The sequence below is a fragment of the Pseudomonas sp. MYb13 genome, from assembly GCF_002980075.1.
In the GTDB taxonomy this organism is placed as follows: Bacteria; Pseudomonadota; Gammaproteobacteria; order Pseudomonadales; family Pseudomonadaceae; genus Aquipseudomonas; species Aquipseudomonas lurida.
This window is the reverse complement of sequence record NZ_PCQI01000022.1, coordinates 58,603-79,426: the sequence shown is the minus strand read 5'-3', so window position 1 is coordinate 79,426 and position 20,824 is coordinate 58,603. Positions and strand designations below refer to the sequence as shown.

The window sequence follows — 20,824 nt, the reverse complement described above, 5'->3', positions numbered from 1 at the left end:
ACGCAGCAATCGAATAGGCCTCGGCCGATCTCTGAGCAATAGTCTGAGGTAGAGAGTATTCTGTCCACATTCACACATATGGAACAGAAGCTCCAACAATCATAGAACTTTAATACATTCGTAATTGTTCCGCAGCGAGGGAGCCGTCCAAACAGCTCCCTTCAAACTCTCTCCTTTCAAAATGCATTTATTTACGAAAATTCAAATACAATTCTTTTTATCCTGCAGGTATTTCTCCATATATTCACTTGGTGAGGAATCTGTTCCAAAAAAATGCAGTTCACCAGTATCTTTATCGATAATGAAAGGTCCATTACCTGCCAATTGCGCAGAGGGATTTCCTGTCTTGAGATATTCCTCTGTTTGAAAACAAAAGAGCCAGCCACCAGAAAACTCTTCCTGATGCGATATACCCAAAGCCACCTCTGAACCTTGCAGATACTCCAAAGCCTTCTTTAGTGCGTCCTCATAAAGAATCATCAATTAGTCCTCAATAATTGCAGGGTTTTGTAGGGTGCAAGATTTGCTACCTTTCCTGTCTGCCCATCCAAAAAGCGAACCACTCCGTTCTGATTGACCACGTTAAATACGTGTCCAGGCTGGCCAGGACCGTACGAACCAAAGACGATACCTCTAGCCCCTGCTCCTGACGCTGACATCTGCTGAGCAATTTTTTCAGAGCTTACGACAGAGCCAAACTTAGTTCCGAACTGCTTCTCCAGTACCGTCAGAGGGACACCATTTTTTGAAAAAATTGGAAGTGCAGATGCAGGGTTACCCGCTAATGTAGCATCAGTTGCAATGGAGCAATTTACGCAATTATGGGTCCGCCCAGCCTCAGGAAAACCAGGATTTACATTTTTTATCGAACCCGCAGTCTCTGAGGTTGCAGAACCTGCAGTTTTTGCTGCGAGTTCATCTGCTGCTTTAATGACAGGCACGCCTGTGGGGGTGGCCCTTACCAACCCTTGTAAGAAATTACCAAAATTGCGAACCGCATTCCCGAGACTGATAACCGAAAGCGCAAGAGTCGCCTTATTTTCGACATCAAGCCGGCTCCGCTCAGACTCCGTTTCAGTGTACAACACGTTACGAAGGTCAGGAGCTCTTGAGAACATAAAGCCGTCAACGAAGTCGATCGCTTCAGGTTTGACGTTCTCTATCCCCTTTCCATGAGCGCCCTCTACACGCATGGCAAGAACAACGTCGTCGACCGTCAACTTACTGAAGTCGATGCCCAAGTCGCATAGCTGTGGGTTGTCGCGACAATGATCCAGAGCCTGCTCGGCCATCTGTTTCGCAGCAGTCTCATGAAGATCATGGTTGTACTGAGTGGCGCTTTTGGCGATGGCAACACCTTTATCCAAATCGCCATCCACTGCTGCTGCAGCGACCAAGCCGGTCAATTGAGATAGAACCAGCCTCAGCTCTTTATTATCCCGGCCCAGGTCCCCCATCGAGCTAACCAAGACTTCATTGAGCCCGGCAGCCGCAGCACCTGTCTTGAAGTCGCTGCCGGTCAGCTCTGCCAACAAGCCCCCCATAATCGCGTGAGCCACCACTTTTTGGACGCTTCCGTCTGGAAAACGAATGGCGTTATCACCGATCCAGTTGAAGCCGGAGGCCATAGCCATATTGCCGGCCTCACCCATCAATGCGGCGCTGAAGTTGCTGCCGAAACTGCCTCCACCAATGGCCGAGGACACCCCGCTAGAGATAAGCGCCCGCCCAACGGTACGAGTTGCCGCATCCGTCGCATTGCTCCAACGAAAGATATCTTTGGAAGGATTAGCCGCACTTAACGCCGAACCATCGGTGGGTTGAATCCCCTGTGCGGCGGAACCCGCCCCATCGGCGGCGGTGAACCATTTCTCGTCGGCATAATCAAGGAAACCTGCAGTGAATCCTGCAATTGCGGCGCTCTTAAGGCTACCCGCGCTGAACGTCTCTTTCACCGCCAATCCAAGGTTGCCCTTGTTATCAATGGTGCTCGTAACCGCAGTGGTCCCGAGGCTGGTCGCCACAGCCAGATTGGCTCCCTGCAGACCAAGGCCTGCTGGGCCGAGGATGAAGGACATCAAGATTGCGATAGCAATTTTGGCACCCGCACCCAATCCTGAGGACTCGTACTTGAAGCTATCGTGAATCTCTTTGACCTGACGCCAATCGATATCCCCACGTGCTTCTGCCTGTTTCATCCAGGCGAGGTTGGGATCCGCCTGAACCATTGCATCGATGGTCTGACTCACGCTCTGCTGATCGACTTGCTTAATGTCAATACGAATTCCGTCAGCAGCTTTGATAACCAGTTTTCCTTGGGCAATCAGAGCACTCTGGCGCAGAGTTTCGTCGGTCTTTCCTTCGCCCTTCATCTTGTACCAAGCCAAGTCACCCTTGCTCTTGGTATGGCTCTCATCGTGGAAATCCTTCACACCCTCAAACACGATGCGGCCACCGCTATCCAGCGTCAGGTCCTTGCCGCTGTCCAGGGTTGCCACTTGATAACGTTGATCGCCGCCACTCTTGAGCGTGAGATTGCCGCCCGTCTTGATTTCACTGCCGACGTTTGTGTGCTGCGTCACCTCATCCCGTTTCGCCGCGTTACTCCCCCAACTGCCTTTCTTGGTCATGTCATAAAGGGAGTAGTCGCGATTGAGCTCAGCCAGTAAATTCAGCTGGTTACCGGCAACCAGATACGCCTCATTACCAGCGTTGATTTTGTTGGCCACCATCGTCACGTCGTTCAGCGCAGCGATATTTACATCACCACCCGCCTCAATCGTCGTACCCTGCTGCCGAATATGGTCTTCATCCTGATTGATCTTCTTGCCGCTGCGTTTATAGCGGTACTCACTTGATTCTTCGTTGGCAGCCGCCAGGAGGTTCACATCCTTGCCAGACAGGTTGACGTCACCACCCGCCTTGACATGGCTGGCGACCATCGTCAGCTCATTTGTGGCAACCACATCAAGATCCCCACCGACCTTGACCTCACTGGCATGCTGCACCGTCTGGCTTTGTTCCCAGAAATGCCGCTTGTCCTGGCGCATCGACCCGGTTTCTTCGCGAGCCGCTGCAATCACCACATCGTTACCCGCGCTTAACTCCGCGTTCTTGCCTGCCGTAATGGCCCCCCCCACATTCAGCAGATCCCGCGCGGCATGCATCGTCAGGTTGTTTCCGGCTTCAATGCTCGCAGCGCTATCCACAACAGCAGTCTTGGAGCTGAACCCTTTTCCACTGTTTTCAATCGTGGTGATGGTCCGGTCGTTGCGGATATCGCCGGTCAACGTGCTCAGGTCAACATCCTTGCCTTTGAGGATGCCGCCTTGCATGTTCACCAGGTCCTTGCCCGCGACCAGCTTGAGCTTTTCACCAGCCTCGGCCAGCCTTGTATTCACCAGGTTATTACCCGCCGCTGCCGACAGGCTTTCACTGGCGCGCAAGGTCCCAGCGTTCTTCAAATCCGCACCGGCAATCAGCGTCACATCCTTGCCTTGAATCAGCGCGCCATCCGCCGTCAGGCGGTTATTCGCCTGGGCCATGTACAATACGGGCACCAACACGTGTTCACCATTGACCACCTGGTCTTCCATCCAGACGATGTCGTGGGTCAGTGCGGCGACTTGTTGGGAGGTGAGGGTTACACCGACGGCGAGGTTAAGTTGCTCCTTGCTGGCAATGGCGTTGTTCATCAAGTACTTGAACATGCCTTCATCGGTGGTCTGGCCAGCGATGAAACGTTGGCCGGTTCGGGCAGTGACGGCTTGTTGGATCAGGCGTTGTTCGTAAAGGCCGTCACCCAGGCGTTTCCAACTGGTTTCAGGGTCGTAGCCGAGTTTGCCCAACAGATAATCCGAGCTCATGAATTGCTTGAGGTCGGTGAAGGCGGAGTTGGTTTCGACCAGGTATTTAGGGCCAACGAACACGCGGCTGGCGTCCGAGCCCTGGATGTTGGCCTTGCTCAGGTCCTGGCTGTTTTTGGCTGCAGCGGCGCTATCGACCACATGGAACAACCCGTTCGTACCGCTCGGCAATGTGAAGCCCGGCAGGTTGGTCGGGTTGACTTGTTGCTGTGCCAGGTCAGGTGGTAGCTGTGGGTTCAGCACGACCACGGCGGGTTTGGTCACCGCAGTAGCACCGCCTTTGTCCGAAACCGGTGTAGGCGGCGCGAACTGTACGATGCTGCTGTTTTCCAGCTGTTGGGTCGCCTGGATGCTGATGTTACCGCCCGCTTGAATCACCGAGGCGATCGGGTCGCCCGGGGTCACGGTGGTGGTATCACCTACCAGATTGAAGGAGTTGAGCGCGCCTACCGGTAGTACCTTGGGGTTACCTTGCGCGTTGTAGGGGTAGATCCAGTTGGCACGAAAGCGCTCGTCTGTACCATCGGTAATACGACCGGTGTTCCACGTACGCGTGCGTGTGCTGGTACCGGTGGTCGCGCCGATGTTGGCGAAGTTATCAGCGGTGATCACCAGGTCGGTACCCGAGGCCATGGTGCTGTATTGATTGAGCACGCTTGACCCGTCGACCGTCAGCTTGGCGCCACTCTGAATCGAAGAGCTGGCGGAATCCGTTGCCACCACACTTTTGGAGACTTCGTGTGCCACATAGTCGACGTTGTGGTGATCACCACCGCAGTCGTAGCAGGTCACGCTGAGGTAGCCCGACACGGCCTCATCGACCGTGCTGAACACGTCCTTGCGGTTGATCACGCTGTCGCTGCGCACCGAGACGTCGTTGGTGGCCTCGATATGGCTGGAGATGTTTTCCAACGACGCACTGCGCGCCACGCCGTCGCGAGCCATCATGCTCAGGCTGCCCAGGCTGTAGATATCGGCGTAGTAATTGGTCAGGTTCTTGAAGCGCAACGCCATGTCAGTGCCGCTGAAGATCAGGCCGTGGTCGTTGCGCACGGCTTCGGCGTTCAGATCCACCTTGCCGGCACCACCGAGGGTACCGGTGTTGATGACGTTGGTCGTGGTCAGCGAGAACGCGCCGCTACTGGTGATACGGCCGGCATTGGTCCACGTGTCGCCTTTACCGGTGAAACTCTGGCTGGCGGCAAGCTTGCCGGTGGCTGTTTGGTTGAACTGGCCTACGGTGACGTTGAGCACATCAGCTTGAACGTCGGTGCTGTTGTCCCAGGTCGCGGCATCGACGGTCAGTGTGCCGGCAGTGGCGACGCTCCCGCCGATATTGCTGAACTTTGCCAGATCGACGCCAAAGGTCCCGGTGCCGACGTGCTGGATATTGCCGCCCGAGTTGTTGAAGCTGGCCATGCGCAACGAGACGTCATGGTTAGCTGCTTCGATCATGCCGCTCTGGTTATCCAGCAATTGCTGGCTAGCCACGCTGGCGGTGCCTTGTTGGCCGAGGGAGCGCAACTTACCGTTCTGGTTGTTGATGGAGGCGGCGTCGATCAGCAAACCACTGGAGCCTTCGACCAGACCTGACTGGTTGTTCAGTGCGCCGGTCAGGCCGAAATCGATGGCGTCGGCGGCCGCGCGGCCTTGGGTGTTGTTGAGGTCGTGAGCGCGCACCACCAGCTGTTGCTTGGCCAGCACGGCGCCGCCCTGGTTGTCGAGGGTGGCGGTGGTGATCAGGGCATCGCCATTCAAGGCAGACACCTGGCCGCCATTGTTGAGCAAGGCCTGCTGAGCACCAAGGTCGAGCGACTGAGCCTGAATCAGCCCCGCCTCGCCGGGCGTGCTGAGCGACTTGCCGTTATCCAAAACAGACGCCAGGGTGGTCTTGAGTTTGCCCGCGACACTCGCCAAAACGCCCCCACGGTTATCGACGCCGTCGGCATCAATCGTGAGGTCGCCTGTTTGCGTGATGACGCTACCGTCCCGGTTGTTGAGCCCCTCGCTCAACGTAGCGGTGATACCGCTTTGGCTGAGCAGGCTACCGGTGGTGTTGTCCACCGCACCGCCGTTGATCGTCAGGCCCTGCTGGGTGCTGATAATGCCGTTGCCGGTGTTGATCAATTGCTGGTGGGCCGTAAGGCTCATGGCATTGGCGGACGCGATGTAGCCGTCAAGACTGTTATCGAGGGTGTCGGCTACCAGGGTGAGCTGGCCCTGGCTGATCAACTTGCCGCCTTGCTGGCTGAACGTTTTGGCCGTGGCGAGGATGTCTCCCTGGCTGGTGATTTGGCCCTTGGCGTTTTCAATGGTCATGCCATCAAGGGTCAGGGTGTTTTGGGCGGTGATCTTGCCGCTGGTGTTGTCGAGGCTGGCTACATCCAGGCCAAGCGTGTCCTGGCTGCTGATCACGCCATCAGTGTTTTTTACCACCGCCGCGTTCAACGTTTGCTCGCCGCCGCTGGCGAGCGTGCCTTTGTCTCGGTTATCGAGTGTGCCGCTAAGGGTGGTCTTGACCGCGCCCTGCCCCGTCAAGGTGCCGCCACGGTTATCCAGATCCTGCGCGTCAAGCGTCAGGCGGGCGTTTGATGAAAGCGTACCCGCACGGTTGTCGAGTGCTTCGGTGGCGGTTGCCTTGAGGTCACGGCTGGCGACAACGCTCTGGCCACGGTTGTCGATGTTCTTGGCGGTGAGCACCACGTCACCCGTCTGGTTGCGGGTGTTCTCCGGGGTGACGCCCGCTTCGATCATGCCCAGGTTTTCAAGCTGACCCGCACTGGTCAACGCAACGCTGTCTTGGGCAGCGATGGCGCTGCGATTGGTCAACGTACCTTGGGTGGTCGCTTCAACGCGGGTGCCGGCGTAGATCTTGCCCTGGGCGTCCAGGCTCTGTGCCTTGATGACAACCGCTTCGGCGGCGGTGGCTTGCACCAGGCTCAAATGACCATTGGCATCCAGTTGCATGTCGCCGCCACTGGCGAGCATCTTGCCGTCGAGCTTCACGCCTACGCCGGCTTCGCTGCTGACCAGCTTGATTGCGCCTGCGTACATACCGCCCAACGCCGAAGAGTCGATGGCCAGTTGAGGGGCGGTCGCCGGGTCAGCGGCACGCGCCGTGGTTTTCAGGGTCTTGGCATCGACGTCATTGGCGCCGGCGATGATCGTCAGGTTCTTGGCCTGGATCTCGGCATTGAGCTTGGCCGAGCGGGTGATGATTTCGAAGCGGTCGATATTGTTGGCGTTAAGCCCGGCGCCTTCGATGGAGACGCTGCCTTGATCGACCTGATAGCGACCGACCTGGCCGTTTTCAATCACCGCTTTACCGGTGGTCAGCGTCGCCTGCGGTGTGTTGATGAATCCGCAGCCGTTGCAGGTGATGCCGTAGGGGTTGGCGACGATCACATGCGCCGACTGCCCCGCCACTTCGGTGTAGCCGCGTAACTGGCTTGGGCTACCGCCATTGACTTCATTGAGGATGGTGCTGGCGGCGCGACCGTTGAGGTTCGAGTTGCCAAGGATGATCCCGCCCAACTGCGTGGACTCGGTGCGATTCGTCGCGTTGTTGAGGATGAGCCCGTTGGCGCCGACGTTGTAGTCCTTGAACTGGTTATGCGACAGCCCATTGGCATTGGGCGCAGCGATATTGACGATCGGCACGCCATTCGCGGCCTGGCCCAGGCTGGTGCCGGGTGCGCTGACCACAATACCGTCCGCCTGCGCCAGCAACGGCTGCCAGAACATGGCGTTGGCCAACACCAACGCCAGCCCGCGCTTGGGCAACCCGAGGAAGGTGGAGTGGTTTTTCAGGACTGCAGAAGGTTGGCGCGCAAGGAAGGCGAACTGGCGAACGTCCATGTAATGTCTCGATGCCCAGACGGCGGTAAAAATTTAAAGGAAGAAATCCAGGCGGAAATAAACCGGCGCTTCACGCTCGGTGATTGGCCCCGGTCTTTCCAAAGAATGTGCAAAGGTCACAGTGGCGGCGACGTTCTGGCCGCGGGCAAACAGGTCGACCGAGTTGCTGCTCATGCGCCCATGCTGCTCGGCGTTGTAACGGCCGTGGCTGATCACACCTTGGTCGTAGCCGAGGCTGGTGCCGTATTCGCTGAACACCGGCTGCATCCAGGCCCAGGTCACCGGGCGGCTCCAGCGCAGATCGTTGCGCCAGTAACCGCCGCTATCGCCGCTCAGGGTTTGGTCTCTGTAGCCACGAATCGACGACTGCCCGCCCAGGCTCATGCGTTGTGGGCTGAACAGCACGTCTTCGCTGCGCTGGCCGGTCATCAAACTGCTGAAGCTGAACGACTCGCCCCACAGTTTGAACGGGTACAGGTAGCTCACTGTCGCGGTGTATTTGCGGTAGCGCGCATCGGCCTGGCCGGGGCGTGGGTTGTGATTGGCCTGGGCGTCGAACGCACCGATGCCGTCCTGCATGCCCAGGTCGATGTTGAGGAACGAACCGCCAATGCGCCGGCCGTGGTTGATGCCGAACTGGGCTTCGCTGAGGCGGTTGCTGCTCAGGGCCAGTTTGCTGTCTTCGATGAAGTTGTTTGTGCGCAGGTAAGCCACGCCGGTACTGAGGGAGGTTTTACTCAGCGAATCGCGGTGGATCACCCGTTCCAGGCGCAGCTGGTGGTTCTGGCTGTCGCCGGACTGTTTGAAGTTGAAATCATTGGCCTGCGCCAGGGCGCGGTATTCGGTTTCGCTGTAGCTGTAATTGAGGTTCCACCAGCCAAACGGCAGGCTGTAGTTGAGCATCGAGTTGCGCGAGGTTTTCTGGTGATCACTGACCGCATCATGGCCGCCGCGCAGGGACAGTTGGTCGGCCAGGCCGAGTGGGTTGTCCCAGTCCAGGCTAACGCCCCACTGCTGTTCACCGGTGCTGCGCTGGCCGCCGTTGTGGCGTGACAGCCCAACGCGCCACGGTTTTTGCGGAGCGTTTTTCACCAGCACTTCGCTACCGCCCACCTCCTTTCCGGGCGCCAACTCCATCTGCGCCTGGTTCGACGGCAGGCGGTTCAACTGGTCAACCATCTGCTCGATTTCGCGCAGGTTGAGCAAGTCGCCGGTTTTGCCTGGGAAGCTCATGGCCAGTTGACGATCGGTGATGCCACTGCCCTCTTCGCCCTTCATGCCTTCCAACCGGCCTTCGATCACCTGGACTTTCAGCTTGCCGCTGGAGAGGTCCTGCTGAGGCAAGTAGGCGCGGCTGGTGACCAGGCCTTTGGCCAGGTAATGATCGGTGATGACTTTGAGCAATTCATTGAGCTGCGGCACACCGAGGCATTGACCGATGTAAGGCTTGAGCAGGCTGGTGCGCTCGCCTTCGGACAGCACGTCGGCGCCGGTGAGTTCGATGGTTTTGATGGGGAAGCAGCGAGTGTCGGCAGGTGCTGCAGGCTTGGCTGGCGAGGCGGTTTTGCCGGGCAGGTCTTTGAGTTCTTCTAGGCGGCGTTGCTGCTCTTCGAGCAGGCGGTCCTGGCGGTCGCGGATCAGGTCAGTGACGCCTGGCGTGTTCGGCGGAGTTGCGCCTTGAGCCAAGCTGGCTGTGCCCAGGCAAAAAAAAGCGGACAGCAGGCCGAGCCTGGTCCGATGTACCGAACGCCACATGTCTAGATCCCTCTACATGGCCTTGTGCCATAGTTTGGCGGCGATCTTATGGTGGCGCTTTGATGACGTCAATAAAATGTACGAGTTTGTTTCAGCGTTGGTACTGAGAGCATGGGCTGACTGGAAGTCACTACGCACCCCGTTGAGTACGTCGGTGAAACATCTTTTTCCTGCCCTGCCCGCTCATTTAAATGCGGCTGTAGCGTCACTTGCATCAAGCTCGTTGCCAACATCGACGCCAATCAAAGATGTGCAGGTAAGGGCTCCAGGTCTCGATAGAGCTGGAGCATCCCACGCTGAAACTCTCGAGCCGTCAACATATCGGGCGTGATGGGAGAGATAGCCACTTGAGACCCCAGCAAGGCCATTTCTAGCACGATGGAGCGAGCGCCCTGGGTATCTATCAAAATCAAATCAAAGTCCTGCGCAAAGGCCGGCATCAGATTCTTGAGACGAAGGCGTCCGTCAGCAGCGTGCAGTAACAAATTACTCAATAGATTGAAGGGATCATTTGACTTGATCAGCGACAGATTGGGGATGATGGTTTGAGAAATTATCTGATCAGGCCGAGTCTCATTACTCGTGATCAACTGATAGGTACCGCCAGGTGCCTCGTGCGACAGGTTGTAAAACGAGGACAGTGACGGCTGATTATCAAGATCAATGAGCAGGGTCCGAACACCTGCATCGGCGCAGAACGCACCTAAATTGGCGCCAACCGTGGTCTTACCCGGCCCGCCTTTGGTTGAAACGACTGCAGCGACTTTCATGGAGCTTCCCTCTGAATCGTAAGATTTGGGACGGCTTCATGCTGGTCACGCTGTGCGCTTTGATCACCCTGGAGAAATCCAAGGCAAAAAAAAGCCTGCATCTCTGCAGGCTTTCTCTATCTGGCTCCACGACCTGGACTCGAACCAGGGACCCAATGATTAACAGTCATTTGCTCTACCAACTGAGCTATCGCGGAATGCGCCGTATGTTACTGATTGAAAAGGAGAAGTCAAGCTTTCTCTAGCATTTGCCGCGATTAATCCGGATGGCCGGTTGAGACGGCGTGCTCCCTGGCCAGCTCCAGCCACGCCAAGGCAGCGGGTGGTAGGTGGGCGCTGGCGCGCCAGGCCAGGGCGATGTGCCAGTCGGTGTGGGGTTCGTCCAGGGGAATCAGGGCGATGCCGGCGTGTTGATGCTTGTGCGCCAACATGCGCGGTAGGAAGGCCACGCCCAGGCCGGCGGCGACCAGGTCGACGATGAAATCGATCTGTCCGCTACGAGCGGTTACCTTGGGGGTGACGCCTTTGCGCTCGCAGGCGGCGAGGATCTTGGCGTTGAGGGCAAAGCCGGCTTCGAACAGGATGAACGGCGAATCGGCCAGGTCGGTGAAGTCGATACGCTTGAAGTGAGCCAGCGGATGGCGAATAGGCAGCACGGCCATCAGCGGCTCGTTTCGCACGGGCTGGTAGTCAAAATCCTCATCCACCGGCAGCAACAGTGCCGCCAGGTCGACTTCCCCCGCTTCCAGGCACTCGCGCAATTTTTTGCTGCCGTATTCGGTGAGTTCGATGTCGATGTCCGGGTAGCGGCTACGGTAGGTGGCGAACATCGTCGCAAACAGCACGCCGCAGCCCACCGGTGGCAGGCCGATGCGCAGCACGCCGCGCTTGAGGCCGCGCAGGTCGTTGATCTCGGCCACCAGGTCGTTGCGCTCGGCAAGCAGCACCAAGGCTCGCCGGTAGGCAATTTCGCCGGCCGCGGTGAGTTCGTTGCGGTGGCCCAGGCGATTGAGCAGTGGCGTGCCCAGCTCTTCTTCCAGGGTCTTGACCGCTTTGCTGACGGTGGACTGGGTCAGGGCGACCACCTCGGCAGCCTGGGAGAAACCGCCCTGGCGCACCACTTCGACAAAGGCCCGTAATGTCCTCAGGTTCATCAGTATTCCCTTGGCGACTGGCAACCAGTGATAAAAGTTGTTTTTATCATGCCAGAGAGTTGCCTATCCTGAACCCACTTTGCCTTGTGGAGCCGCTAATAATGATCATCTCGTCCGCCTCCGACTACCGCGCAGCCGCCAAGCGCAAGCTGCCGCGCTTCCTGTTCGACTACATCGACGGCGGCGCCTACGCCGAACACACGATGCGTGCGAACGGTTCGGACCTGGCCGAGATCAGCCTTCGCCAGCGCATCCTGCGCAATGTGGACAACCTGAGCCTGAAGACCACGCTCTTCGGCCAGACCCTGGACATGCCGGTGATCCTCAGCCCGGTCGGGCTCACCGGTATGTATGCGCGGCGTGGCGAAGTGCAGGCGGCCAAGGCGGCGGCCAACAAGGGCATTCCGTTCTGCCTGTCGACGGTGTCGGTGTGCCCGATCGAGGAAGTGGCGTCGCAAAGCGCGCAGGCGATCTGGTTCCAGCTCTACGTGCTCAAGGACCGTGGTTTCATGCGTAATGCGCTGGAGCGCGCGCAGGCCGCCGGGGTCACCACATTGGTGTTTACCGTGGACATGCCCACGCCCGGCGCGCGCTATCGCGACGCTCATTCCGGCATGTCCGGGCCGTTCGCGGCTCAGCGGCGCATGCTGCAAGCCGTGACCAAACCGCAATGGGCGTTCGACGTGGGGTTGATGGGCCGTCCCCACGACCTGGGCAACATCTCCAAGTACCTGGGCAAACCGACGCATCTGGAAGACTACATCGGCTGGCTGGCGAACAATTTCGACCCGTCGATCAGCTGGAAAGACCTGGAGTGGATCCGCGAGTTCTGGAAAGGCCCGATGATCATCAAGGGCATCCTCGACCCCCAGGACGCCAAGGATGCGGTGAGTTTCGGCGCCGACGGCATCGTGGTGTCCAACCACGGCGGCCGCCAGTTGGATGGCGTGCTGTCCACCGCCAAGGCGCTGCCGCCGATTGCCGACGCCGTGGGCGATGACCTCACGGTGCTGGTGGACTCCGGCATCCGTTCCGGGCTGGACGTAGTGCGCATGCTCGCCCTGGGCGCCAAGGCCTGCCTGCTGGGACGCGCCACCGCCTATGCCCTGGCCGCCGACGGCCAGCACGGGGTGGAGAACCTGCTGGACATCTTCGCCAAGGAAATGCGCGTGGCCATGACGCTGACCGGCGTCACGTCCATCGAGCAGATCGACCGTACCACCCTCGTCTGACCCTGCTGGTCGACGATTCCACTTGCCTAGGATGGGGCCAACTGCTCCGGCAACAGCCCCAGCCGCTGGCCGAGGGTATCGTCCAAGTGTTGCCCCCGCCTCCCTGGCTTGCCAAATAACTGGCGCCACTCTCCGGCGACTGTATTTACCGATGGGGACAGTCGCCTGATTTATAAAGGTTTTATTTAATTGAACGAACCTGGCATGAATCTCGCTCTAACCTTATTCAAACAGGCTGAGCGATGACAGGACGTGCGGCAGTACCCAGGGGTTATAACCCATGGCAAAGCGGTCTAAACTGTTACTCATGTTTTACGGAACTGAAGGAACAGTAAGACGCTTGGCACTCGCCACTCTTATCAAGCCTGTAAGACAGCTATGTGCTTAGAGGCCGATCGCTTATGAAAACACCGACCCAGACCAATGCAATTGACTTTGACAGTGCCAAATTGCAACGCCTGGGATTTGGTCAGCCATCCCTCCTTCCGCGCCGCCCCACGACCCTCGCTCAACTTCGCCAGCAACTGGGCCAGCAATTGCAAACCAGCCTGGAGCCGGAGCGTATCCTCGGTGCGTTTTTCCGCGAGGTCCAGCGCCTGGTGCCCTTGGACGCCCTGCAGTACCGGCACCAAGCCAGCGACCTGCGCTTGGAGTTTGGCCATCGCGGCCACCATTCGGTGAGTTACAGCCTGAGCCATGAAGGCGAGCATCTTGGCGAGCTGATCTTTCGGCGTAACCAACGCCTGACGGAAGAAGAACTCGGCCAGCTCGAATCGCTGCTGGCTACCCTGCTCTACCCGATGCGCAACGCGCTGCTTTACCGCGCGGCCACCCGCAGCGCCCTGCGCGACCCCTTGACCGAGACCGGTAACCGCATTGCCATGGACCAGACCCTGCAACGGGAAATCGACATGGCGCGCCGGCACCTGAACCCGCTGTCCTTGCTGATGCTGGACATTGACCACTTCAAGACCATCAATGATACCCACGGCCATGCCGCAGGCGATAACGTGCTGCGCGCCGTCGCGGCAGCGATCAAGAGCCAGTTGCGTAACGTGGACATGGTGTTTCGATTTGGCGGGGAAGAGTTTCTGATCCTGCTGTCCAACACCGGCCGGGACGCAGCGGCGATGGTCGGGGAGCGCCTGCGCCAGGCGGCACAGGCCCAGGACTACCGGGCGGACGGAACGCGAATCGAATTGACGGTCAGCCTGGGCTGCTCCACCTTGCTGGCTGCAGAGTCTGCCGAAAGTCTGTTGCGCCGAGCCGACAGCGCGCTGTACGTGGCCAAGCGCGAAGGCCGCAACCGCTTGGCGATGGCGGGGTAGACCCCGCCACCTCCCTTAACATCAGGCTTCGCTGGCGACCCGCGCCTGGCGCTCGCGCATCACGGCTGGGGCTTTCTCTTTCTCCAGGCGCATGCAGCTTTCCAGGAACAGGTACATGTAGTCATAGCTCTTGCACACGGCCTGACGCAACTCCACCTGCAGGGCCTTGCTCGGGTTCATCCCGGCCAGGGTGCAGATGATTTCCAGCGCTTCCCACGGGTGCGCATCATCGTACTGGGCGTGCATCTTCAGCCACTTCATCGCACGCTTGCGCTCTTCCTCGGGGAAGGCCGCCGCGTAGACACCGGTAGAGCACACGACCGCGGACCACTCCCCCGTTGCGCCTTCAATCGCGTAGTTGGTCGCGGCAATGGCCACGATCAGCGAATCGGCGGAACTGGTGTGCCAGCACCAATGACTCAGCGCATGCAACTCCGGCGGCACGTTCTGGGCCTGCAACTCCTCCAGGCTCACGCCGTGTGCCCGGGCCCAATGCACCCAATAGTCGGCGTGGTTGAGTTCCACGCGAATATTGCGCATCAGCCATCGCCGCGCCATGTCCTCCCCAGGATGTCGGGCAAATTTAGTCTTGGTGAGGTTCTGTGCCATGTACAAGGCAAACTGTTCCACCACAGGCCAGCCACCGATCAGGTAGTGGCGCATGGTCTTGGCGCTGAGCGTGTTGTCGCGCATGCGCTGGTACAGTTCGTGCTCGACAACTCGGCGCTTGCTCTCGCTACAGTCCTGGATGAGTTTCTGCGCCCAGGCGGGGTAACTCGAGGCTTCCATAAGCGGGCCGGTTCTATTGAAAGTGTCGATCACTGTAAGGCTCCTTTTTAAGTGTGATTGTACAGACCAGCAAATGTTTCAGCGGAATGTGCCGGGCGCCTTGAATAACAGAGGCTGCGGCCGCACAGGTCGACACTGCAAGCTATCAAAGGTAAACAATTGCGGTCGTTCAATCAGGTAGCCCTGAGCGTAATCCACACCAATCTCGAGTAACGCCTGTTCGATTTGCGGTGTCTCGACAAACTCTGCAATTGTGCGCTTACCCATGACGTGGCCGATGTGGTTGATCACTTCGACCATCGCGCGGTTAATCGGGTCGTCCAGCATATCCTTTACGAAACTTCCATCGATCTTCAGGAAGTCTACAGGTAAATGTTTGAGATAGGCGAATGAGGACATTCCGGCACAAAAGTCATCCAGCGAGAAATGACAGCCTAAGGCTTTGAGTTCATTAATAAAGCGGATCGCACTGCCTAAGTTTGCAATCGCACTGGTTTCGGTAATTTCAAAACAGATCATGCCGGGCGGAATATTGTATGTATGAAACTTCTCACGCAAAAACCCGAGGAAGTCATCATCACCAATGGTTATGCCTGACAGATTGATCGCACACATGGCCATGGGACGCCCAGGGCGTTCCAACAGGCAACGGGCGATGATCTTGAACACATTTTCCACCACCCAACGGTCCAGGGAGGTCATCAGACCGTAACGCTCGGCGGCCGGAATAAAGCTGTCGGGCAAAATGATGCGACCGGCCTCGTCGTGCAGGCGCAGCAGGATCTCGATATGCCCGTCACCACCGTCGGTCTGGCCCAGCGGCGAAATTTCCTGGGCGTACAGGCAGAAGCGGTTCTCTTCCAATGCCATGTGCAGGCGCTGTACCCAGGCCATTTCGCCAAAGCGCAGCGACAGTTCCGAGTCATCGGCGTGATACACCTGCACGCGGTTGCGGCCTTTTTCCTTGGCCATGTAGCACGCCATGTCGGCGGCCCGCAGCGAGGTTTCCAGGGTGGTCGGGGTGTTCCCCATGTGCACCAGGCCGATACTGACCGTGGTCATGAACGGCCGCCCCTTCCAGACAAAATGCAGGCTTTGCACTGTATGGCGCAGGCTCTCGGCGATCTTTTCGGCCACGGCCGGCGGGCAGTTTTCCAGCAGGATGCCGAATTCGTCGCCCCCCAGTCGCGCCAGTGTGTCGCCTTCGCGCAGGTCAGACTGCAGCAACGCGCAGATATGCCGCAGCAACTCGTCACCCGCCGCATGGCCGCAGGTGTCGTTGACCAGCTTGAACTGGTCGAGATCAAGGAACATCAATGCATGGCGCCCGCCGTTCTGCTGGGCGGAAGGGTGCAGCACCTGTTCCAGGCGGAACTCGAACTCGCGACGGTTGGCCAGGCCAGTCAGTGCATCGTGGGTCGCCTGCCAGGACAGGTTAGCGATGTATTGACGCTCCTGGGTCATGTCATGCAAGACCAGCACCGCCCCCGTGATCTTGCCGGCGGCGCGGATCGGCGCCCCCACCAGGGTCACCGAGACCGTGCTGCCGTCCAAGCGCTGGATGGTTTTCGAATGCTCGCTGCCACCGCCGAGCTGGCCCTTGACGATATGTTCGATGAGGGTAAAACCGTCGGGCTGGGCGTTGTCATCCAGCAGGTTGAACAACGCAGCCAGGGGCAACCCCTGGGCTTGGGCGGTGGTCCAGTGGGTCAGGGCCTCGGCTGCCGGGTTCATGTAGGTGATGGCACCGTCGACGTCGGTGGTAATCACCCCATCGCCAATCGACTCCAGGGTGACCTGCGCGCGCTCCTTCTCTTCTTGCAGCGCATTGGCAAAAGCATGGCGCTGGGTCAGCAGCTTATGCGTGCGCAACAGTGCCAGCACGATCAGGCCGAGGGCGGTGGCCAGGTTGGTGATCAGCAGCAAACGCAGGATCACCCGCGAGCCTTCGCCCAAGGCGTCACTGAAGGCTTTGGCCGCCGGCGTCACGCTTTCGTTGATCGCGGTGATATGCGCCTTCCATTGCCGCACATCGTTGGCGGTGACCTGGTCGCGGGTAATTGCGTTGTGCATCTCGCGCGCCAGGTCATCCAATTGCACCAGGTAGCCATCGCCGACGGTCCACAGCTCGATGGCTTTTTCCAGGTAGCTGAAATGGCGAAAGTTGAGGTACAGCCAGATCACGCTGGAAACGTCATCCGGGTGGTTGCCACCCTTGAGAATGCCAAGGCGTGCGGCATTCAGATCAGGGGTGGAACGGTCCAGTGCCACGCGCAATTCGTGCCCACCCTGGGGCACGGCAATGGCTTGCTGGTATTTGAGGTAAGTGGTCTGGTCGCGGTTATCGGCGTACAGCGTCAGGTAGTAGATGGCGTCCTTCTGGCCCTTGGACCACAGGCTTTCGCCGGCCACGTAGCCCCGCACCGCCGAGAGCACGTAGAGACTGACGCAGCCCAACAATGCCTGGAACAGTACAACGGCGATAAAGGGCCAGACAATGCCCAACAGCCTTGGCGTTCCGAGAGTCCGTTTTTGCTTCATGAAGTCCCTTGCACATGCACTGCTGGGTACGCACGCGAATATCCGCTTCCGATAGCTCAGACTAGGCTAAATCAAATCAACGCACTTGTTGCAAGTGCCCATAGAGCTTGGCATACAAGCCGCCATCGGCAATCAGTTGCTGGTGATCACCGTCCTCCGCAATATGACCACCGTCGAATACTAATACTCGATCGGCTTGCTTAACCGCCGACAGGCGGTGGGCAATGATCAGTGTAGTACGCCCGCTGAGGAAGCGCGCCAGCGCCTGGTGCAGGTTGTATTCGGTGGCGGCGTCCAGGGCGGAAGTCGCTTCGTCCAGGATCACCACTTTCGGCTCGGCCAGCACCATGCGCGCAATCGCCAGGCGCTGACGCTGCCCTCCCGAGAATCGTACCCCAGAACGCCCGACCACGCTGTCCAGGCCCATGGGCAATGCCTTGACGGTAGCATCGAGTTGGGCAATTTCCAGTGCCTGCCAACAGGCCTGGTCACTGCGCTCGCGCCCCATGGTGAGGTTGGCACGAACAGTGTCGTTGAACAGCGCAGGATGCTGGAGTACCACGGCGACGTGCTCGCGAATCGTCTCCAGGCCGATTTCCTGCTGGGTTGCCCCGCCAAAGCGGATCGTGCCGGCCTGAGGCGTGTAGAGCCCGAGCAGCAGTTGCACCAGGGTGCTTTTGCCACCGCCGCTGGCGCCGACGATCGCCACCTTTTCACCGGGGGCGATGGTCAGGTTCAACTGGTCCAGCACCAAGTCTTCGCCATAGCCGAAATCGAGGCCGCGCACTTCGATGCCAACGGTTTCACGCCCGGTGAACCGGTCTTCGCCGCCGGCATATTGCGGCTCATCGGCACGCGCCAGCAGTTCGTTGATCCGCGTCAGCGCCCCGCCCGCCGCGTAGTACGCGTATTGCAGGTTGAGCAGTTGCTCCACCGGGCCGATCATGAACCACAGGTAGCTGAACACTGCGAGCATCTGGCCGATGGACAGGTCGGAAAACAGCACCGTCAGCATCGCCGCCGCACGGAAGATGTCGATACCGAACTGGAACAGCAAACCGCTGGCGCGGCTGGAGGCGTCGGTTTTCCACTGGGAATGGATCGCGTAGTCCCGCACCTCCTGGGCACGCTGGCCCAGGCGCCCGAGGAAGAAGCCCTGGCGGTTGCCCGCGCGCACCTCCTGGATGGCGTCCAGGGTTTCAGTCAGCGCCTGGGTAAACCGCGAGGTGCTGTCGTTCTCCAGTTTCTTCAGGTGTTTGACCCGCTTGCCCAACTGCACAGTGGCGTAGATCACCAGCGGGTTGAACAGCAGGATCAGCAGCGCCAGTTGCCAATGCATCCACACCAGGATCGCCGAAGTCCCCACCAGCGTGAGCATGGCCACCAGGAAGCGGCTGAGGGTTTCGCCGACGAATTTATCCAGGGTGTCCAGGTCGGTGACCAGGTGGGTGGTGACGGTGCCACTGCCCAGGCTTTCATATTCACCCAGGGAAATACGCTTGAGCCGTTCGATCAGGCGCACGCGAATGCGGTACACGATGTCCTTGGCCAACCGCGCAAACAGTCGCGCCTGCACCACGTTGAACACCAGGGCCCCACACCGCAGGAACAGGGTCACCAACAGCATCAGGCCGATATAACCAGCAGCCTTCTGCCAACCCAGGGGCAGCGCCTGGTTCATCACCTTGAGCGCGGCATCGCCACGGCCCAGCAGCACTTCATCGACCAGCAAGGGCAAGAGCAGAGGGATGGGCACGCTGCACAGGGTCGCCAGCACGGCAACACCATTGGCGATCCACAGGGATTTCTTGTGGCGCAGGGCCAGGCGGCGAATCTCCGCCCAGGTCAGGCGGTCGACGCGTTTACCGGGTTCTTTGTCAGGCTGATCATGCACAGGTTGCTCGCTCCAGCCATCGTCCCAACAAAGGCGACAGCTCGGACAGCGGCTGATAACCATTGGTCAGCAAGGCCAACTGGCCATTGCGTTCGGCCAGCAGCGTCGGAAAACCGGCGATGCCAAGGTCTTGTACCCAGGTGAAATCGGCTGCGGTGGCAGCGTGCTGCTCGGCACGGTCAAACGCGCCGGCGAATTCGATACGCGGGATGCCGGCCTGCTCGGCCAGTTCCACCAGCACACTGGCCAGGGTCACGTCACGACCCTCGACGTAAAACGCGCGCTGGATAAGCCCCAGCAGCGTCCAGGCGCAGTCCGGCGCCAGGCTGCGCGCAGTGACGATGGCGCGGCACGCAGGCTCGGTGTCGTAGACAAACCCGTCGGGCAACGCACCTTCACGCTTGAACGGCTGGCCGGTGGCGTCGGTGACCGCCTGCCAGTGCTCCAGGATATAGCGCCGGGTCGTCGGCTCCAGTGCCGCACCGCTGCCGGTGCGCAAGCCGCCCACCACCAGGTGCAGTTCCACGCCGGCCGCCTGGGCCTGCTCCACCAACGCCTCGGCCACCGGGGCAAAGCCCCAGCACCAGGAACACATCGGGTCCATTACATAGAGCAGGCGCGCAGACATGGGTCAGGCCTCGGAAGGAGTTTGCTTGTAGTTGAAGCCAATCGGGTGCGGCATATTGCGGGCCTTGGCCAGCTCGATCTGCTTCTGGCGGTCAATCGCGCTGCGTCGGGTCTTCTCCGGCAGCTTATCCCAGCAATGCGGGCAACTGATGCCAGCCACGTAATGCTCGGAGGCGCGGTCTTCCACACTCACAGGGGTGCGGCAGGCATGACATTGATCGTAGTCGCCTTCGCTCAGGTCGTGGCGCACGGTCACGCGATTATCGAAAACAAAGCAGTCGCCCTGCCACTTGGTTTCTTCCTGGGGCACCTCTTCGAGGTACTTCAGGATGCCGCCCTTGAGGTGGTAGACCTCATCAAAGCCTTCGCTGAGCATGTAGCTCGAGGCTTTCTCGCAACGAATGCCGCCGGTGCAGAACATGGCGACCTTCTTGTGCTTGGCCGGGTCGAAGTTGGCTTTGATATAGTCGGGAAATTCGCGAAAACTGGTGGTTTTCGGGTCGATCGCGCCTTCAAAGGTACCGATCGAGACTTCGTAGTCGTTACGGGTGTCGATCAGCAGCACTTCCGGATCGCTGATCAGCGCGTTCCAGTCCTGCGGGTCAACATAAGTGCCAACTTTCTTGTTCGGGTCGACGCCTTCGACGCCCAGGGTCACGATCTCTTTCTTGAGCTTGACCTTGGTGCGGTAGAACGGCTGATCGTCGCAATAGGATTCTTTGTGGTCGATGTCGACCATGCGTGGGTCGTTCTTCAGCCAGGCCATCAGGCCATCAATGCCTTCGCGGCTGCCGGAAACGGTGCCGTTGATGCCTTCTTCAGCGATCAGCAAGGTGCCTTTGATGCCGTTGTCGACCATCGCCTGCAGCAGTGGCTCGCGCAGGGCGACGTAATCTTCAAGGGTGACGAACTTATACAGTGCCGCCACGACAATCGGTTGAGTCATGGGTGTTCTCTCCAGGTGGCTACCCTCGTAAGGGGTGAACCGGATGCAAAAAAAACGCGCCGAC

Annotated in this window: 11 protein-coding genes, 1 tRNA gene and 1 pseudogene; 2 read left to right on the top strand and 11 right to left on the bottom strand. The window is 59.1% G+C overall.

Annotated features, from left to right (window positions below; translation table 11 throughout):
* Positions 1-201: 201 nt before the first annotated feature.
* From CQ002_RS26055 to CQ002_RS26030, 6 genes and pseudogenes are all read right to left on the bottom strand, one after another.
* Positions 202-480 (bottom strand): YrhB domain-containing protein, encoded by a 279-nt coding sequence (locus tag CQ002_RS26055; protein ID WP_034107737.1) that lies wholly within the window; start codon positions 478-480, stop codon positions 202-204.
* A complete protein-coding gene (locus CQ002_RS26050; RefSeq protein ID WP_105162613.1) occupies positions 480-7,724 on the bottom strand; it encodes a DUF637 domain-containing protein in 7,245 nt (2,414 codons plus the stop codon). The genes CQ002_RS26055 and CQ002_RS26050 overlap by 1 nt, the downstream gene beginning before the upstream one ends.
* Positions 7,725-7,757: 33 nt before the next feature.
* Positions 7,758-9,479 carry a ShlB/FhaC/HecB family hemolysin secretion/activation protein gene (locus CQ002_RS26045; protein ID WP_105162614.1) on the bottom strand — a complete coding sequence of 574 codons (1,722 nt, stop codon included), beginning with the start codon at positions 9,477-9,479 and terminating at the stop codon, positions 7,758-7,760.
* Positions 9,480-9,739: 260 nt separating this feature from the next.
* A pseudogene (locus tag CQ002_RS26040) lies at positions 9,740-10,249 on the bottom strand (ParA family protein); the annotation flags it as partial.
* A gap of 121 nt (positions 10,250-10,370) precedes the next feature.
* Positions 10,371-10,446, bottom strand: a tRNA-Asn gene (locus CQ002_RS26035).
* A 60-nt stretch (positions 10,447-10,506) separates the two neighbouring features.
* A complete protein-coding gene (locus tag CQ002_RS26030) occupies positions 10,507-11,403 on the bottom strand; it encodes a LysR family transcriptional regulator (RefSeq protein WP_034107746.1) in 897 nt (298 codons plus the stop codon).
* Between the two features lie 101 nt (positions 11,404-11,504).
* Here CQ002_RS26030 and lldD point away from each other — a divergent pair, with 101 nt between their 5' ends.
* Both lldD and CQ002_RS26020 read left to right on the top strand, forming a co-directional pair.
* Positions 11,505-12,635: an FMN-dependent L-lactate dehydrogenase LldD gene (gene lldD / locus CQ002_RS26025; protein ID WP_105162615.1), complete on the top strand. Its 1,131-nt coding sequence runs from the start codon at positions 11,505-11,507 to the stop codon at positions 12,633-12,635.
* A 401-nt stretch (positions 12,636-13,036) separates the two neighbouring features.
* Positions 13,037-13,963: a GGDEF domain-containing protein gene (locus CQ002_RS26020; RefSeq protein ID WP_069077892.1), complete on the top strand. Its 927-nt coding sequence runs from the start codon at positions 13,037-13,039 to the stop codon at positions 13,961-13,963.
* Positions 13,964-13,984: 21 nt separating this feature from the next.
* Here CQ002_RS26020 and CQ002_RS26015 read toward each other — a convergent pair whose 3' ends face one another.
* The 5 genes from CQ002_RS26015 to CQ002_RS25995 form a co-directional block, all read right to left on the bottom strand.
* On the bottom strand, positions 13,985-14,752 hold the full coding sequence (locus CQ002_RS26015; RefSeq protein WP_189655696.1) for a TenA family transcriptional regulator: 768 nt from the start codon (positions 14,750-14,752) through the stop codon (positions 13,985-13,987).
* A gap of 78 nt (positions 14,753-14,830) precedes the next feature.
* On the bottom strand, positions 14,831-17,293 hold the full coding sequence (locus CQ002_RS26010) for an EAL domain-containing protein (protein ID WP_034107752.1): 2,463 nt from the start codon (positions 17,291-17,293) through the stop codon (positions 14,831-14,833).
* A gap of 76 nt (positions 17,294-17,369) precedes the next feature.
* Positions 17,370-19,187: an ABC transporter ATP-binding protein gene (locus tag CQ002_RS26005; protein WP_105162616.1), complete on the bottom strand. Its 1,818-nt coding sequence runs from the start codon at positions 19,185-19,187 to the stop codon at positions 17,370-17,372.
* Positions 19,180-19,782 (bottom strand): DsbA family protein, encoded by a 603-nt coding sequence (locus CQ002_RS26000; RefSeq protein ID WP_174555886.1) that lies wholly within the window; start codon positions 19,780-19,782, stop codon positions 19,180-19,182. The genes CQ002_RS26005 and CQ002_RS26000 overlap by 8 nt, the downstream gene beginning before the upstream one ends.
* A gap of 36 nt (positions 19,783-19,818) precedes the next feature.
* On the bottom strand, positions 19,819-20,760 hold the full coding sequence (locus tag CQ002_RS25995) for a rhodanese-related sulfurtransferase (RefSeq protein WP_105162617.1): 942 nt from the start codon (positions 20,758-20,760) through the stop codon (positions 19,819-19,821).
* Positions 20,761-20,824: the final 64 nt, after the last annotated feature.

Excerpts from the sequence above, each read along its gene's own strand:
- CQ002_RS26045 (WP_105162614.1), bottom strand. The coding sequence starts at position 9,479 with ATGTGGCGTTCGGTACATCGGACCAGGCTCGGCCTGCTGTCCGCTTTT.
- CQ002_RS26050 (WP_105162613.1), bottom strand. The coding sequence starts at position 7,724 with ATGGACGTTCGCCAGTTCGCCTTCCTTGCGCGCCAACCTTCTGCAGTC.
- CQ002_RS26020 (WP_069077892.1), top strand. The coding sequence starts at position 13,037 with ATGAAAACACCGACCCAGACCAATGCAATTGACTTTGACAGTGCCAAA.
- CQ002_RS25995 (WP_105162617.1), bottom strand. The coding sequence starts at position 20,760 with ATGACTCAACCGATTGTCGTGGCGGCACTGTATAAGTTCGTCACCCTT.
- CQ002_RS26010 (WP_034107752.1), bottom strand. The coding sequence starts at position 17,293 with ATGAAGCAAAAACGGACTCTCGGAACGCCAAGGCTGTTGGGCATTGTC.
- CQ002_RS26030 (WP_034107746.1), bottom strand. The coding sequence starts at position 11,403 with ATGAACCTGAGGACATTACGGGCCTTTGTCGAAGTGGTGCGCCAGGGC.
- lldD (WP_105162615.1), top strand. The coding sequence starts at position 11,505 with ATGATCATCTCGTCCGCCTCCGACTACCGCGCAGCCGCCAAGCGCAAG.
- CQ002_RS26055 (WP_034107737.1), bottom strand. The coding sequence starts at position 480 with ATGATTCTTTATGAGGACGCACTAAAGAAGGCTTTGGAGTATCTGCAA.
- CQ002_RS26015 (WP_189655696.1), bottom strand. The coding sequence starts at position 14,752 with ATGGAAGCCTCGAGTTACCCCGCCTGGGCGCAGAAACTCATCCAGGAC.
- CQ002_RS26000 (WP_174555886.1), bottom strand. The coding sequence starts at position 19,782 with ATGTGTTCCTGGTGCTGGGGCTTTGCCCCGGTGGCCGAGGCGTTGGTG.